This is a genomic window from Variovorax sucrosi, assembly GCF_051216635.1.
GTDB lineage: Bacteria > Pseudomonadota > Gammaproteobacteria > Burkholderiales > Burkholderiaceae_C > Variovorax.
The window spans coordinates 56,502-71,840 of record NZ_JBPJZU010000005.1; the positions used below are offsets into that span (position 1 = coordinate 56,502).

At 67.9% G+C, this 15,339-nt stretch carries 16 protein-coding genes; 5 read left to right on the top strand and 11 right to left on the bottom strand.

What is annotated here, in order from left to right; genetic code table 11:
* Entirely contained in the window at positions 1-795 is a 795-nt protein-coding gene (locus ACSFBE_RS11085; protein ID WP_435490447.1) for a transglutaminase-like domain-containing protein, read from the bottom strand.
* Positions 796-948: 153 nt separating this feature from the next.
* Here ACSFBE_RS11085 and ACSFBE_RS11090 point away from each other — a divergent pair, with 153 nt between their 5' ends.
* The 5 genes from ACSFBE_RS11090 to ACSFBE_RS11110 all read left to right on the top strand — a co-directional run bounded on the left by ACSFBE_RS11090 (position 949) and on the right by ACSFBE_RS11110 (position 6,863).
* Positions 949-2,274 (top strand): Nramp family divalent metal transporter, encoded by a 1,326-nt coding sequence (locus ACSFBE_RS11090; RefSeq protein ID WP_435490448.1) that lies wholly within the window; start codon positions 949-951, stop codon positions 2,272-2,274.
* Between the two features lie 46 nt (positions 2,275-2,320).
* The gene (locus ACSFBE_RS11095; RefSeq protein WP_435490449.1) at positions 2,321-2,611 is read left to right on the top strand and encodes a YciI family protein; all 291 of its coding nucleotides are present in this window, start codon (positions 2,321-2,323) and stop codon (positions 2,609-2,611) included.
* 186 nt (positions 2,612-2,797) lie between these two features.
* Positions 2,798-3,304: a (2Fe-2S)-binding protein gene (locus tag ACSFBE_RS11100; RefSeq protein ID WP_435490450.1), complete on the top strand. Its 507-nt coding sequence runs from the start codon at positions 2,798-2,800 to the stop codon at positions 3,302-3,304.
* Positions 3,301-5,559, top strand: a complete 2,259-nt coding sequence (locus ACSFBE_RS11105; protein ID WP_435490451.1) for a xanthine dehydrogenase family protein molybdopterin-binding subunit — start codon at positions 3,301-3,303, stop codon at positions 5,557-5,559. The genes ACSFBE_RS11100 and ACSFBE_RS11105 overlap by 4 nt, the downstream gene beginning before the upstream one ends.
* Positions 5,556-6,863, top strand: coding sequence for a c-type cytochrome (locus ACSFBE_RS11110; RefSeq protein WP_435490452.1), 1,308 nt, complete (start codon positions 5,556-5,558; stop codon positions 6,861-6,863). The genes ACSFBE_RS11105 and ACSFBE_RS11110 overlap by 4 nt, the downstream gene beginning before the upstream one ends.
* A 42-nt stretch (positions 6,864-6,905) precedes the next feature.
* On the opposite strand, the gene ACSFBE_RS11115 is transcribed toward ACSFBE_RS11110, so the two are convergent.
* From ACSFBE_RS11115 to ACSFBE_RS11160, 10 genes are all read right to left on the bottom strand, one after another.
* Positions 6,906-8,090, bottom strand: coding sequence for an ABC transporter substrate-binding protein (locus ACSFBE_RS11115; RefSeq protein WP_435490453.1), 1,185 nt, complete (start codon positions 8,088-8,090; stop codon positions 6,906-6,908).
* A gap of 37 nt (positions 8,091-8,127) precedes the next feature.
* Positions 8,128-8,835 (bottom strand): ABC transporter ATP-binding protein, encoded by a 708-nt coding sequence (locus ACSFBE_RS11120; protein ID WP_435490454.1) that lies wholly within the window; start codon positions 8,833-8,835, stop codon positions 8,128-8,130.
* Complete coding sequence (locus ACSFBE_RS11125; RefSeq protein ID WP_435490455.1) at positions 8,822-9,610, bottom strand: ABC transporter ATP-binding protein; 789 nt, start codon at positions 9,608-9,610, stop codon at positions 8,822-8,824. The genes ACSFBE_RS11120 and ACSFBE_RS11125 overlap by 14 nt, the downstream gene beginning before the upstream one ends.
* Complete coding sequence (locus ACSFBE_RS11130) at positions 9,603-10,616, bottom strand: branched-chain amino acid ABC transporter permease (protein ID WP_435490456.1); 1,014 nt, start codon at positions 10,614-10,616, stop codon at positions 9,603-9,605. The genes ACSFBE_RS11125 and ACSFBE_RS11130 overlap by 8 nt, the downstream gene beginning before the upstream one ends.
* On the bottom strand, positions 10,613-11,482 hold the full coding sequence (locus ACSFBE_RS11135) for a branched-chain amino acid ABC transporter permease (RefSeq protein ID WP_435490457.1): 870 nt from the start codon (positions 11,480-11,482) through the stop codon (positions 10,613-10,615). Before ACSFBE_RS11135 ends, ACSFBE_RS11130 begins: the two co-directional genes overlap by 4 nt.
* A 247-nt stretch (positions 11,483-11,729) precedes the next feature.
* Positions 11,730-11,900 carry a hypothetical protein gene (locus ACSFBE_RS11140; RefSeq protein WP_435455090.1) on the bottom strand — a complete coding sequence of 57 codons (171 nt, stop codon included), beginning with the start codon at positions 11,898-11,900 and terminating at the stop codon, positions 11,730-11,732.
* Between the two features lie 36 nt (positions 11,901-11,936).
* Positions 11,937-13,334: an ATP-dependent RNA helicase DbpA gene (gene dbpA, locus ACSFBE_RS11145; RefSeq protein ID WP_435490458.1), complete on the bottom strand. Its 1,398-nt coding sequence runs from the start codon at positions 13,332-13,334 to the stop codon at positions 11,937-11,939.
* A 19-nt stretch (positions 13,335-13,353) separates the two neighbouring features.
* Positions 13,354-13,617, bottom strand: coding sequence for a translation initiation factor IF-1 (gene infA, locus ACSFBE_RS11150; RefSeq protein WP_068631262.1), 264 nt, complete (start codon positions 13,615-13,617; stop codon positions 13,354-13,356).
* Between the two features lie 50 nt (positions 13,618-13,667).
* Positions 13,668-13,919, bottom strand: a complete 252-nt coding sequence (locus ACSFBE_RS11155; RefSeq protein ID WP_435490459.1) for a hypothetical protein — start codon at positions 13,917-13,919, stop codon at positions 13,668-13,670.
* 352 nt (positions 13,920-14,271) lie between these two features.
* On the bottom strand, positions 14,272-15,327 hold the full coding sequence (locus ACSFBE_RS11160; RefSeq protein ID WP_435490460.1) for a sugar phosphate isomerase/epimerase family protein: 1,056 nt from the start codon (positions 15,325-15,327) through the stop codon (positions 14,272-14,274).
* Positions 15,328-15,339 lie beyond the last annotated feature (12 nt).

Sequence of the window (15,339 nt, forward strand, 5' to 3'; positions counted from 1 at the left end):
TCAAGGGGCGTCGGCGTCGATCCGCTTCACCGCCACATGCATGTCGCCCATCTCGAGCGGCCCGTAGTTCGACACGAACGCCACATCGGCGGCATCGCGCCCATAGGCCACCACGATGCGCCCGCCGCGCGGCGTGCTTTGCGTGGCGTCGAAGGTGTACCAGCGCCCGTCGATGAAGGCCTCGAACCAGGCGTGCATGTCCATCGGGTCGAGTTTGTGCAGGTAGCCGACCACGACCCGCGCCGGGATCTTCAGCGCGCGGGTCAGCGACACGCCGATGTGCGAGAAGTCGCGGCAGACGCCGGCCCCGTGGGACAGGGTGTCGAGCGCGTCGGTGGTGGCGTCGCTCACGCCGTAGCGGTATTCGATGTTCTGGTGAATCCAGGCGCGGATGGCTTCGACCTGGTCGTAGCCGGGGGCCGCGTCGCCGACGATCTCGCGCGCCTTGCCTTCCATCTTGTCGCTCGGGCAGTAGCGGCTTTGCAGCAGGTACAGCAACGCATCGTCGGGCAGCGCGGCAATGGGCGTGGCCGGCGCGCCGGGCGTCACGCGGATGTGCGCCTCGGTTTCCATCACCATCTCGACCTCGATGCGCATCTCGCCCTGCGGGATCGTCAGGCGCTGGCACAGGTTGCCGTAGCTGTCGACGTATTCGGTGGTGCGCACCCACGGCGCTAGCTCGTAGCGTTCGCTGATCATCCACTGCGCCATGCCGCTGCGCGGGCGCAGCATCGCGATGACGGGGCAATCCTCGGCCGCCTTGACGGTCATGGTGCAGTTGGCCTGGAGCTTCATTCGGTGAATCCTGGGAAAGGATGAGGGAGGTGAAACACGCAGCCTGCCACGCCGCCGTGGCCGTTGCATGACCGGCAAAGCCGATGGCCGCGGTCGGACGCAGGGTACATCGCGGCAAGCCCGTCGCGCCTGACGCACCTATCATCGGGCGCCATGTTTTCGCTGCCTCGCACTGCCACCGCGCCCTTCTGTCCCTCCGAGGTGAAAGGCAGTGTCGCCGTCGACGCCGGGCTGCCCTTTCGCAAGAAGCTCTGGCGCTACGCCGGCCCCGGGCTGCTGGTGTCGGTCGGCTACATGGACCCGGGCAACTGGGCCACCGACATCGAGGCGGGCTCCAGGTTCGGCTACGGCCTGCTCTTCGTCGTGCTGCTCGCCAGCCTGGCGGCCATGCTGCTGCAGACGCTGTGCGTGCGGCTCGGCCTGGTGGCGCAGAAGGACCTGGCGCGCGCCTGCCGCGAACGCTATTCGCCCGGCGTCAACCGCTTCCTCTGGCTGGGCGCCGAACTCGCCATCGTCGCCTGCGACCTGGCCGAGGTGCTGGGCAGCGCGCTGGCACTGCACCTGCTGTTCGGCGTGTCGATCCCGGTCGGCATCGGCATCACCGCCTTCGACACGCTGCTGGTGCTGGGCCTGCAGGGCGCGGGCTTCCGCCGCGTGGAGGCGATCGTGCTCGGCCTGGTGACGACCATCGCCGGCTGCTTCGTCGTCGAACTCGCCATGTCGCAGCCCAACTGGTTCGGCGTCGCGATGGGCTTCGCGCCCAGCCTCGAGCGCCTGCAGCAGCCCGGGGCGCTGTACCTGGCGATCGGCGTGGTCGGCGCCACCGTGATGCCGCACAACCTGTACCTGCATTCCTCCATCGTGCAGACGCGGCTGGTCGCGAACACCGACGACGCACGGCGCGAGGCGGTGCGCTTCTGCACCTTCGATGCGGTGGCGTCGCTGTCGCTGGCGCTGTTGGTCAACGCCGCGATCATGGTGCTGGCGGCCAGCGCCTTCCATGCGAGCGGGCACCGCGAGGTCGCGGACATCGAGGACGCCTACCACCTGATCGAGCCGCTGGTCGGCAGTGCGCTCGCCGCCACGCTCTTCGGTATCGCGCTGCTCGCCTCGGGCCAGAGCTCGACCTTCACCGGCACCATCGCCGGCCAGATCATCATGGAAGGCTTTCTCGACCTGAAGATCCCGTGCTGGCAGCGCCGCCTGATCACACGCGCCTTGGCGCTGGTGCCCGCCTTCGTCGGCGTCTGGTGGCTCGGCGACGGCGCCATCGGCAAGATGCTGGTGGCGAGCCAGGTGGTGCTGAGCTTCCAGCTGCCCTTCGCCATCTGGCCGCTGGTGCGCTTCACCAGCGACCGCGCGCTGATGGGCGACTATGCCAACGGGCCGTGGCTCAAGACCGTGGCCTGGAGCCTGTTCGCGCTGATCGCCGTGGCCAACGTGTGGCTGGTGGTATCGGTGGTGGGCGGGCTGGGCTGAGGCCAGCGCAGGGCCCGCAAGAAATCATCCACCAAGGAGTTCTCGCATGTTCATCGTCACCCTCACCTACGTCCGCCCGCTCGAGGAACTCGATGCGCTGATGGACGATCACGTCGCCTGGTTGAAGACGCACTACGCAAGCGGCCTGTTCATCGCCTCGGGGCGGCAGGTGCCGCGCAAGGGCGGTGTGATCCTCGCGCGCTCGGGCGACCGCGCTGCGCTGGAGGCCGTGCTGGCCGAAGACCCGTTCAGCCGACACGGCGCCGCGCGCGCGGACATCGTCGAATTCACGCCCAGCATGACCGCATCGGGCGCTGAGGTGCTGAAGTCGATCTGAGCCCGGCGAGGGGCTTCTAACCGATTTTCGCTGCCTCCGACGAGGCAGGCGCGCATCGTCCGATGGGCGTTCTGCGGCTCTCTCGGGCGTCATGCACCCGCTCGTGAAAAAAAGGCGAGACTGCAAGGTCAGCATAAATACAAGTGAGCGCATCACCCGACTGCGTCCACGACACGAGGAAATCCCATGATCGATCTCAACATCAACGGCAAGCCACACGCCGTGAACGTCCCCAAGGACATGCCCTTGCTCTGGGTCCTGCGCGACGTCGTGGGCCTGACCGGCACCAAGTTCGGCTGCGGCATCGCGCAGTGCGGCGCCTGCACGGTGCACCTCGATGGGCAGCCGGTGCGCTCGTGCGTGCTGCCGGTCGGTGCGGTCGGCGCCAAGCCCATCACCACCATCGAGGGCGTGGCCGAGACGGCCAGCGGCCAACAGGTGCAGAAGGCCTGGCTCGACGTCGACGTGGTGCAGTGCGGCTACTGTCAGTCGGGCCAGATCATGTCGGCAGCGGCGCTCTTGAAGCGCGTGCCGAACCCGAGCGATGCCGACATCGACCTCGCCATGGCGGGCAACGTCTGCCGCTGCGCGACCTACGTGCGCATCCGCGCGGCCATCAAGCAGGCGGCCACGGGCAAGCCCGAAGTGCTGCAGTCGATCGTCTCCATGCCGACGGCCAGGAGCGCATCATGAAAGCGCCGACCACCTTCGATCGACGGACCCTGCTGCAGGCCGGCGGCCTGGCCATCGCCTTCACCTGGCTCGGCGGCGCCGGCAAGGCCGCGGCGGCGATCAACGCCCGGCAGCAGCCTGGCGACGCAGCAGCCGCACTGGCCGACGGCAACCCGCCCTTCGCGCCCAATGCCTTCATCCGCGTGGACGCCGACGGCGGTGTGCGCCTGGTCATGCCGATGGTCGAGATGGGGCAGGGCATCTACACCGGCTCGGCGATGCTGATCGCCGAAGAGCTGGGCGTGGAGCTTGACCAGATTCGCGTGGAGCATTCGCCGCCCGACGAAGCGCTCTACGGCATGCCGCTGCTGGGCGGCCAGATCACCGGCGGGTCCACCAGCACACGCAGCACCTATGGCGTGCTGCGCGAAGCGGGCGCGGTGGCGCGCACGCTGCTGGTGGCGGCCGCCGCTGCGCAATGGAAGGTGGACCCGGCGAGCTGCACCGTCGCCCGCGGCGTGGTGAGCCATGCACCAACGGCCCGGCAACTGGGCTTCGGCGCTCTGGCGGCGAACGCGGCCAAGCTGCCGATGCCGGGCAAGGTCGCGCTCAAGGACCCGAAGGACTTCACCGTCATCGGCAAGCCCTTGCGACGCGTCGATTCGCCCGACAAGGTGAATGGCACGTCGCAGTTCGGCATCGACATCCGCGTGCCCGGCATGAAGGTCGCGACGGTGCAGGCCTGCCCGACGCTCGGCGGCTCGCTGGCGTCGGTCGACGACAAGGCGGCCCGCGCGGTGCCGGGCGTGATCGACGTCTTGCGCATCGGGAACGCGGTGGCCGTCGTCGGCGAGCACTTCTGGGCGGCCAAGCAGGGGCTCGATGCACTGAAGATCCAGTGGACGCCGGGCGCGAACGCCGGCCTCACCACCAAGAAGCTGCGCGACGCGCTGGCCGACAGCCTGACCAAGGGCAAGGCGATCGTCGGCCGCGAGGTCGGCAAGCGGCCCGAGGGCACCCTGGTCGAAGCCACCTACCAGTTGCCCATGCTGGCGCACGCCGCGATGGAGCCGTTGAACACGACGGTGCATGTGAAGCCCGATCAGTGCGAGATCTGGGTCGGCACGCAGGTGCCCGCGCGCTGCGTGGCCGTCGCCGCCAAGATCACTGGCCTGCCCGCGGCCAAGGTCGTGCTGCACAACCAGTACCTGGGCGGCGGCTTCGGCCGGCGGCTGGAGACCGACTCGGTCGAGCAGGCGGTGGCCTTCGCCAAGCAGGTGCCGTATCCGCTCAAGGTGGTCTGGACCCGCGAGGAAGACATCCGCCACGACGTGGTGCGCCCGATGTACCACGACAACATCTCCGCCGTGGTGGACGCGAACGGCAAGCTGCTCTGGTTCGGTGACCGCATCAGCGGCGGCACCGTGCTCGGCCGCTGGGCGCCCGGATTCATGGGAAAGGACGGCATGGACGGCGACCTGATCGAATGCGTCGCCGAGCCGGCCTACGACTTTCCGAACCTCAAGGTCGAATGGGTGCGCCACGACATGCCGCCGGGCCTCGATGTGGGCTGGTGGCGCGGCGTGGGGCCGACGCACAACCTGTTCGTGCTCGAGAGCTTCATCGACGAACTGGCGAGCCGTGCCAAGCAGGACCCGGTGGCCTACCGGCGTGCCATGCTGCAGAAGAACCCGCGCACGCTGGCGGTGCTCGATCTGGCGGCCAGCAAGATGGGCTGGGGCCAGGGCACGCTGCCCGCGCGCGTCGGCCGCGGCGTGGCGCTGGGCGATCCCTTCGGCAGCCGGGTCTGCGCGATGATCGAAGTGGAGGTCACGCCGCAGGGCGAGGTGCGGCTGCGGCGCGCCGTGGTGGCGCTCGATTGCGGCATCGCCATCAACCTGGGCTCGGTCGAAGCGCAGGTGCAGGGCGGCCTGCTCTTCGGGCTGAGCGCGGCGCTCTTCAACGAGATCACGATCGAGAACGGCGCGATCCAGCAGAGCAACTTCCATGACTACCGGAGCTTGCGGATCAACGAGACGCCGCCCGTCGAAGTCCATACCATCAAGAGCGGGGAGGCGCCCGGCGGGCTCGGCGAGGTCGGCACGGCCATCGCCGCACCGGCGTTGGCCAACGCCATCTTCGCGGCCACGGGCGTTCGTCTGCGCGAGCTGCCGGTGAAGCGCGCGCTGCTGGTGCAGGACAAGGCGGCACTCAAGAAGAAGAAGGTCGCCGATGCCCGGACGAGCGACATGACGATCGAAGGGAGCGCAGCATGAAGCGGCTCTCGATGGTGATTGCCGCACTGCTGATCGTCGGCGCTGCGCTCTACGTCTTTCTGACCCGCTCCGACACGTCGGCGGGCCAGGCCCCGGTGCTGGCCGGCGCACCAGCCGATGCGGCGGTGCTGGTGCGCGGCGAGTACCTCACGAAGGCGGCGGACTGCATCGCCTGCCACACGGTCGCTGGCGGCAAGGGGCAACCGTTCGCGGGCGGCGTGCCTTTCAAGCTGCCCTTCGGCACGATCTATTCGTCCAACATCACGGCCGACCCGGACACCGGCATCGGCCGATGGACCGACGACCAGTTCGTGCGCGCGGTGCACGACGGTGTACGCAGCGATGGGCAGCGGCTGTACCCGGCGTTCCCGTACACCTCGTACACGCAGCTCAGCCGCAGCGACGTGCTGGCGATCAAGGCCTACATCTTCAGCCTGCCGACGGTGAGCCAGCCGAACCAGCCCGCCGACCTGAGCTTCCCGTTCAACCAGCGCTGGGCCATGGGCTTCTGGAACGCGGCCTTCTTCAAGAGCGAGCGCTTCGTGGCCGACGCGGCCAAGCCGGCCGAATGGAACAAGGGCGCCTATCTGGCGACCGCGCTGGGCCATTGCGCCGAATGCCACACGCCGCGCAACCTGGCCTTCGCGATGGACAAGGGCAACGACCTGGCCGGCGCAGAGCTGCAGGGCTGGCGGGCCTACAACATCACGTCGGACCCGAAGGCCGGCGTGGGTGCGTGGAGCGACGCGCAACTCGCCAGCTACCTGTCGACCGGCCACGCCGACGGACGCGGCTCGGCCGGCGGACCGATGGGCGAAGCCGTCGAGCACAGCCTGCAGCACCTGAAGCCCGAAGACGTGGCGGCGCTGGTGACCTACCTGCGCAGCGTGCCGGCCCGCCAAGGCCAGTCGCCGATCAACATCGACCCGAAGGCCCCGTGGGCCGTGACGGCCAGCGCCGCGGCGCCGGCCGCCAACACGGCCGAAGGCCACGAGATGGGCTTCAAGCTGTTCGCGGCGGCCTGCGCCAGCTGCCACCAGTGGAACGGCAAGGGGCAGCAGACGCCGTACGCCGGGCTGCTCGGTACGCGCGGCGTAAACGATCCCGATGGATCGAACGTCACGCAGATGATCCTGCAGGGTGTGAACATGCACGTGGGTGAGAACCACGTGTACATGCCGGCCTTCGGCAAGGCCTACACCGACGCCGAAGTCGCCGCGCTGGCCAACTACGTGATGGCGCAGTTCGGCAACAAGGCGGGGCGGGTCACGCCGGAGAAGGTAGCGGAGCAGCGCACGAAATGAGCCGGGCCCGGTACGGGCTGCGCGCCGGGCGCAGCCGTCGGGTCACTTCATCAGGTCACTCAGAATCACCGGCTTGATCTTCCCGCCTTCGACGACGGCGACCGGTGGATCGAGCAGCGTGCCGCCCGTGGGATCGACACCGCGGAAGTCGGCGGCGTTGATTTCTTTCGGCAGCTTGCCGATGGCATCGCCGATCCTGGCGCGGATGGCGGCGGCGTCGGAGGTGCTGCCGGCCAGCTTCATCGCGCTGGCCAGCACGTGCGTCATCGTGTAGTTGTAGGAAGACTCGGTGGTCGGCGCCTTGTCCTCGCCGTAGGCCTTGCGGTACGCCGCGGCGAAGGCCTTGGCGCCGACGCGCACATCGTCCGACACCGGCAGCACGCCGATCGACCCTTCGAGCATCGCCAGTCCGCCAGTGACCTTGGCCATCTCGTCGAACTTGGCCTGGTCCATGATGAGGAAGCCGCCCTTGAAGCCAAGCTCGCGCGCCTGCTTGGCGACCAGCGCGGTCGGCTCCGACGGGCCGCCGACGAATAGCACGTCGGGCTTCTCGGCCAGCACGCGGCTCACACCGCTGTAGAAATCGGCCGAGCGGTTGTACGACATGGGGTTGTTCGACACCACGGTGCCGCCGGCCTTCTTCCACGCCGGTTCGAACAGCGCGCTCCAGTTCTTCGCGTACTCATGGTCGCCCGGCAGCATGCCGACCTTCTTGCCGTACTTGCCCATCTCGTAGCGGGTGAAGGGCTCGATGTAGCCGGCGAAGGTCGGGGGGATGCGGATGGTCAGTTTGTTGCCGGTCTCGGTGATCTTGGGCGTGCTCGAGTACGCCATCACGATGAACTTCTCCTGCTCGTTGAAGGCCTGCATCGCATAGATGCCGCCGGAGTGCGGCACGAAGACCGCCGGCGTCTGGTACTGCTGCACCAGGCGGCGCGCGTTGATGGCGGCTTCGGCCGGCGCGTACTTGTCGTCGAGCGACACCAGTTCGAGCTTGACCTTCTTGCCGCCGACATCCAGCCCGGCCGCGTTGATCTCCTTGATGGCCATCTCGATGCCGTTGACCACGTTCTTGCCATAGAGCGCGGCGCCACCCGAGAGCGGGCCGGTGAAACCGATCTTCACGGTGTCCTGGGCCGACGCTGCGCCGACGCCGAAGGCGGCCAGCAGTGCAAGGGCGAGCGGCGCACGCGTCAGGCGGCGGTGGGTTTCAAAAGCGATCTTCATGGGTTTGTCTCCGGAGGTCGGGGTGGAAGAAAAGGCGTCAGGCGCCGATGTAAGCGGCTCTGACGGCCTCGTTGTGGAGCAGGGATTCGCGGTCGCCCTCGAGCGCGATGCGGCCGCGTTCGATGACGTAGGCGCGATCGGCGATGGCGAGGGCCGAGTAGGCGTTCTGCTCGGCCAGCAGCACCGTGGTGCCGGCGCGGTGGATGCGCTGGATCACCTCGAACACCTGCTTGACCACCAGCGGTGCGAGGCCGAGCGACGGCTCGTCGAGCAGCAGCACCTTGGGACGGCCCACCATCGCACGGCCGATCGCCACCATCTGCTGCTGGCCACCCGAGAGCGAGCCGGCCGCGTCGTGCTGCTTGGCTGCGAGGATGGGGAAGAGGCTGAAGACCTCGTCGATCGAGCGCTGGATGCCGGCCTTGTCGCTGCGGTGCACGTAGGCGCCGAGCTCCAGGTTCTTGCGCACCGACATCAGCGGGAACAGCTTGCGGCCCTCGGGGCAATGCACCAGGCCCGACTGCACGATCTGCGCGGGTCGCATGCCCACCAGCTCCTGCGTGTCGAAGCGGATGCTGCCTCGGCTCGGTTTCTCGATGCCGCTCGCGGCCATGAAGATCGAGGTCTTGCCCGCGCCGTTGGCACCCAGCAGCACGACCAGCTCGCCGGCGTCGGCATGGAGTGTGACGCCTTCGAGCGCGCGGAAGCTGCCGTAATGCAGGTCGACGTTCTCAAACCGCAGCATGTTCGGCTCCATGGTCGGCGCGATGGTCCGTGCCCAGATAGGCCTCGATGACATGCGGATCGCGCCGGACCTCCGCGGGCGTGCCCTCGGCGATCTTCGCGCCGTTGTTCAGCACCACGATCTTGTCGGCCAGCCGCATGATCATGTCCATCTTGTGCTCGATCAGGCACACGGTCTTGCCGTGGTCGACCAGCTTGCGGATGAGCGCGGCCAGGCCGACCGTCTCTTCCGGGTTCACGCCGCCGGCGGGCTCGTCGAGCAGCAGCAGTTCGGGGTCGGTGGCCAACGCCAACGCGAAGGCCACGCGCTTGCGTTCTTCCTGCGTGATGTCGGCCGCGATGCGGTTGGCCACATGCGACAGGCCGACGAAGTCGAGCGCCTCGCGCGCCTTCTCGCGGCACAGGCGCTCGTCGCTCTGCAGCCGGCGCGAGTTGATCAGCACGTCCCACAGGCCCGAGTGCGTGCGCAGCCGGTGGCCAACGATCAGGTTGTCGAGCACCGTCGCGTTGTCGAACAGGTGGGTGGTCTGGAAGGTGCGTGCGATGCCCAGCCGCGCCACGTGGTCGGGCCGCATGCCGGTCACGTCCTGGCCATTGAACACGATGCGGCCCGAGGTCGGCGGATGCGTGCCGGCCACCAGGTTGAAGAAGGTGGTCTTGCCCGCGCCGTTGGGCCCGATGATCGCGCTCACCTGGCCGCGCTCGAAGCGGGTGGTGATGTGGTCGACCGCGGTGAGGCCGAAGAACTGCTTGGTGAGGTCGGTGATCTCAAGCATGGGAGCGGGCCTCCGAAGCGGCCGCGGCCGGCGGTGTCGCCGCCGACTGCGCGGAGGCCCGCGCATCGGCGCGCCGCGCACGCCGCTTGAGCCAGGTGCCGACCAGCCCGTCGGGCAGGAAGATGATCAGCGCGATCAGCACCGGCCCGAACACCACCATCCGGTAGTCCTGCAGGAACTGCAGGCTCTGCGTGAGGTAGGTGACCAGCACGGTGCCGACCAGCGGCCCGAGCAGCGTGCCGACGCCGCCCACCAGCACGAACATGATCAGGTCGAAGGTGACGACCTCGCTGGCCAGGTCAGGCCCCAGGAAGCGCACCTGGCCTGCGTACAGCGCACCGGCGAAGCCCGCGTAGACCACCGACAGCACGAAGGACAGCGTCTTGGTGCGCATCAGGTCGACGCCCAGCGCCTCGGCCAGCATGTCGCTGTTGCGCACCGCCATGAAGCTGCGCCCGAGCAGCGAGCGCACGATGCGCGCCATGATCCAGATGCCTAGCACCAGGAAGGCCAGCACCAGGTAGTACTGCGACAGCGGCGTGCCGAACTGCAGCGGCCCGATGCCCGGAGGCGACGGGATGCCCATGATGCCCACCGGCCCGTGCGTGAGGCTTTCCCACTTCTCGATGAGCAGGAACATGATGTAGCTCACGCACAGCGTGAAGATCGAGAAATAGTGGCCCTTGAGCCGCAGCGACAGCAGGCCGACGAAGTAGCCCAGCAGCGCGGTCACGCAGCCCGCGAGCAGGAAAGCGATCCAGAACGGCACCTGGTGGTCGACCGTGAGAATGCCCACCGTGTACGCACCCACCGCCATGAAGGCGCCGTGCGCCAGGTTGAACTGCCCGGTGTAGCCGGTGATCAGGTTCAGGCCCAGCGCGGCGATCGCCATGATGAAGGTCTGGGTCGCGACCGAGATCAGGTAGTTGTTCTGCGCTAACAGCGGGAACACCAGCGCGATCGCGGCCAGCAGCGCCCAGCCGGTCTTGCCTTCGAGCAGCTTCATGCGCGGGCTCCCTTCGGCGTGAACAGTCCTTGCGGGCGAAAGGACAGGATCACCACCAGCAGCACGAAGGCGATGATGTCCTTGTAGTCGGTCGAGAAGTAGAAGCCGCCGAAGCTCTCGGCCAGGCCGATGATCAGCCCGCCGACGATGGCGCCGGGGAAGCTGCCCATGCCGCCCAGGATGATGATGACGAAGGCCTTCGTGATCACCAGATGCCCCATCGCCGGATAGACCAGGTTGATCGGCGCATACAGCACCGCCGCGATGGCGGCCAGCGCGCCGGAGATCGCGAAGACCAGCAGCTTGACCCGCGTGGCGTCGATGCCCACCAGCGCGGCGCCCTTCGGGTCCTGCGCCATCGCGACGATGGTCGAGCCCGTGACCGTGCGCGTGAGGAAGAGGTGCAACACCACCATCAGCGAGAACGCGGCGACGATGATCAGCAGGCGCTGCAGCGGCGCCGTGAGGCCGAAGACCTCGACGATCTGGCCGTAGGGCGTGGGCATGCGGTGGAAGTCGGCACCGAACATCGCCTGCGCGCCGGCTTCGAGGAACAGCAGGATACCGATGGCGGCGATCATGTCGTGCAGCTCGGGCGCGTTGCGCAGCGGGTGGAACACCAGCCGGTCGGCCAGCATCGCGATGACCGCCACCACCGCCGCGGCGCCCGCCATGGCCACCCAGTAGTTCAGGCCCAGCTTCGTCATGAAGTAGTAGCCCGCGAAGGCCCCTGCCATGTAGAAGGCGCCGTGCGCAAAGTTCGGCACGTGCAGGATGCCGTACACCAGCGTGAGGCCGAGCGCCACCAGGCTGTAGACGCCGCCGACCGTGAGGCCGTTCAGCAATTGCTGGAAGAAGAGTTCCACATCGATCCTCGGGGGAGAGCCAACACCGCACGGCGCGGTGCGGCGGTCCAGCGAGGCATTGTGGAGATCGGTCGGTGGCGGGTCGACTGAGGTTTGCCCGCAGTCGCGTCGCGTCGGCGACTTCTACCGCGGGGTAGGTCGCGGGTGCGGCGGACAAAGAAAAACGCGCCCGGCGGGCGCGTTTTTCTTGGAAGCGAAGAGAAGGGGGAAAAGAGAAGAGGGGCGGAAGCGATGCCTCCGCGCGCCTTCAACCGCCCTTCTTGGGGCGCTTGCCGGGGTTCTTCTTGCTACGGGTTGCGGTACCGCGTTCCAGGCTGACCTTCTGGCCGCCACCGGACTTGGGGATGCTGTAGCCCGCCAGCGGCGTGGGGGCGGGAGTGGCAATGCGATCTGCCTCGGTGCGGATTTTCTTGGGCATGGTAGCTCGGGATAAAAAAGGGGTCGAAGGGCGTAATTAAGCCACATCGTCGAGCAGGCGCACTTTGACGCTCTTGCCCTTGACGCGGCCGGTGGAGAGTTTGTGGGCAGCCTCGCGCGCGATGCGCCGGTCGACCGCCACATAGGTGGAGAACTCGTTGACGTTGATCTTGCCGACCTGCTCCTTGGCGAAGCCGGCGTCGCCGGTGAGCGCGCCCAGCACGTCGCCGGCGCGGATCTTCTCCTTGCGGCCACCGACGATCTGCAGCGTGGACATCGGCGGGCGCAGCGGCTCGCCGGTGCCGGGCGTGAGCTCGGCCAGCGGGCGCCAGTCGGATTCGCGGCCCTGCAGCTGCTCGATCTTGCCGACGAAACCCATCTCGTCCATGCTGGCCAGGTTGAGCACGAGGCCTTCCGCATCCGCCCGGCCGGTGCGGCCGATGCGGTGGATGTGGATCTCGGCATCGGGCGTCACGTCGACGTTGATCACGGCTTCGAGCTGGGCGATGTCCAGGCCGCGGGCGGCCACGTCGGTCGCCACCAGCACCGAACAGCTGCGATTGGAGAACTGCACCAGCACCTGGTCGCGCTCGCGCTGCTCCAGCTCGCCGAACAGCGCCATCGCGCTGAAACCCTGCGCCTGCAGCACGGCGACCAGGTCGCGGCACTGCTGCTTGGTGTTGCAGAAGGCGAGCGTGCTGGCCGGGCGGAAATGGTCGAGCAGCATCGGCACGGTGTGCAGCCGATCGCTGTTCTTCACCTCGTACCAGCGCTGGACGATCTTGCCTTCCTCGTGCTGGGCCTGGACGGTGATCTGCTGCGGCGCCTTCATGAACTGCGCCGCCAGCTTGGCGATGCCGTCGGGGTAGGTGGCCGAGAACAGCAGCGTCTGGCGCTCGGGCGGGCACTGGCGCGCCACCGTCACGATGTCCTCGAAGAAGCCCATGTCCAGCATGCGGTCGGCTTCGTCGAGCACCAGCGTGTTGAGCGCGTCGAGGCTCAGGTTGCCGCGTTCGAGGTGGTCCATGATGCGGCCGGGCGTGCCGACCACGATGTGGGCGCCGTGCTCGAGGCTGGCGGTCTGGCCGCGCAGGGCGACGCCGCCGCAGAGCGTGACGACCTTGACGTTCTCTTCCGCGCGCGCCAGGCGGCGGATTTCGGTCGTCACCTGGTCGGCCAGTTCGCGGGTGGGGCACAGCACCATCGCCTGCACGGCGAAGCGGCGCGGGTTCAGATTGGCCAGCAGGGCGAGGGCGAAGGCGGCGGTCTTGCCGCTGCCCGTCTTGGCCTGGGCGATCAGGTCCTTGCCGAGCAGCGCCACCGGCAGGCTGGCTGCCTGGATGGGCGTCATCTGCACGTAGCCGAGCTGCGTGAGGTTGGCGAGCGTCTGCGGCGCGAGCGGCAGCGTGCCGAAACCGGTGGCGGGACCTGTCACTGGGAGGCTTCTGCTGCGATCAACGACGCTGGGCGCCGCTGTTGACCGGCGGCGGGCCGCGGCGTTCCAGGTGACGGAAGGTGATCCGGCCCTTGGTCAGGTCGTAGGGCGAGAGTTCGAGCGACACCTTGTCGCCCGCCAGGATGCGGATGTGGTGCTTGCGCATCTTGCCGCCGCTGTAGGCGATCAGCTGATGACCGTTGTCCAGCGTGACGCGGTAGCGCGAGTCGGGCAGTACTTCGGTCACTGCGCCGTTCATTTCGATCAGTTCTTCCTTGGCCATGGATTACCTCTGAAAAGTTGTCGTGATGATGATGAAAAACCGGGTGCCACTCAAGCGGCGCAAAGGCTTGGAGCCGAACGGGGGGCGGTGCGTTCACGCACCCAGCCGAGCCCTTCGTCGACTGCGTAGCGCAGGGCGGCCGCATGGCTGGCGAACTGCGGCGTGAAGCGCATCACGCGGTCGTGCATGCCGCTGCCTCGGCCGGAGCGGATCGAGACGGCTGCTGCGAAGCGGCCGTCGTCCAGGTTCTTGACGAGTGGTGACACGAGGTACTTGCCCACCGTGTGTTGAATGTTGTCCATGAAAGCCTTGGCGCACTGCGACATCGCAGCGCGCGGAAATGAGGTTGAAAACGGGCGCAGAAGGGCCGCGGGGGCGCCCAGGAGGGGCGCGCACGGCGCAATCCGCGCGGAATTCGCTTCAACAGGAACGAAGGCAGTGGTGGCAAACATGGGCGCCCGATCTGGCGCTCCAACACACTGTATGAGCCGGCTTGTGAGAAAAGGGACTGGCAATCCGTAGATGATCCGAGTCAGCCGGCGATAAGACGAAGTGCTTCGTCGTGGTATCGAAACGAACCGCGTATTGTACCCGATGTGGCACAAGTGTTGCTATTCGGTGTGGCGAATTGCCAGCAGTCGCCGGCGGGCATGCTCAGTCGAGCCCCAGCATGCGTCGGTTGGCGGTCCGGTCGCCCGCCCCCGCCGCGAAGTCGTCGAAGGCCCGGTCGGCGACCCGGATGATGTGCTCGGCGATGAAGGGGGCGCCCTCGCGCGCACCGTCCTCCGGGTGCTTGAGGCAGCACTCCCATTCGAGTACCGCCCAGCCGGGGAAATCGCAGGCGGCCATCTTCGAGAAGATGGCGCCGAAGTCGACCTGGCCGTCGCCCAGGGAGCGGAAACGCCCGGCCCGGTTCAGCCAGGGCTGGAAGCCGCCATAGACGCCCTGCTTGCCGGTCGGGTTGAACTCGGCGTCCTTCACATGGAAGGCCTTGATGCGCGCGTGGTAGTGGTCGATGTACGCCAGGTAGTCGAGCTGCTGCAGCACGAAGTGGCTCGGGTCGTACAGCAGGCAGGCGCGCGGGTGCTGGCCCACCCGGTCGAGGAACATCTCGTAGCTCACCCCGTCGTGCAGGTCCTCGCCGGGGTGGATCTCGTAGGCCACGTCGACGCCGGCGTCGTCGAAGGCATTCAGGATCGGCAGCCAGCGCCGCGCCAGCTCGTCGAAGGCCTCCTCGATCAGGCCGGGTGGCCGCGGTGGCCACGAATAGAGATAGGGCCAGGCCAGTGCACCCGAAAAGGTGGCGTGGGCGCTGAGCCCCAGGCGCGACGAGGCCTTGGCCGCCAGCATCAGTTGCTCGACCGCCCATTGCTGCCGTGCCACCGGGTTGCCGCGCACCTCGGGCGCTGCGAAGCCGTCGAAGCCCGCGTCGTAGGCCGGGTGCACCGCCACCAGTTGCCCCTGCAGGTGGGTCGACAGTTCGGTGATCTGGAGCCCGTGCCGCGCCAGCGTGCCGCGCACTTCGTCGCAGTAGATCTCGCTCTCGGCCGCCTTCTGCAGGTCGAACAGGCGCGCGTCCCAGGTCGGGATCTGCACGCCCTTGTAGCCGAGCCCCGCGGCCCATCCGGCGATGGCGTCCAGCGAGTTGAAGGGGGCGGTGTCGCCGGCGAATTGCGCCAGGAAGATGCCCGGGCCCTGGATGGTCTTCATCGCGTTTGTCTC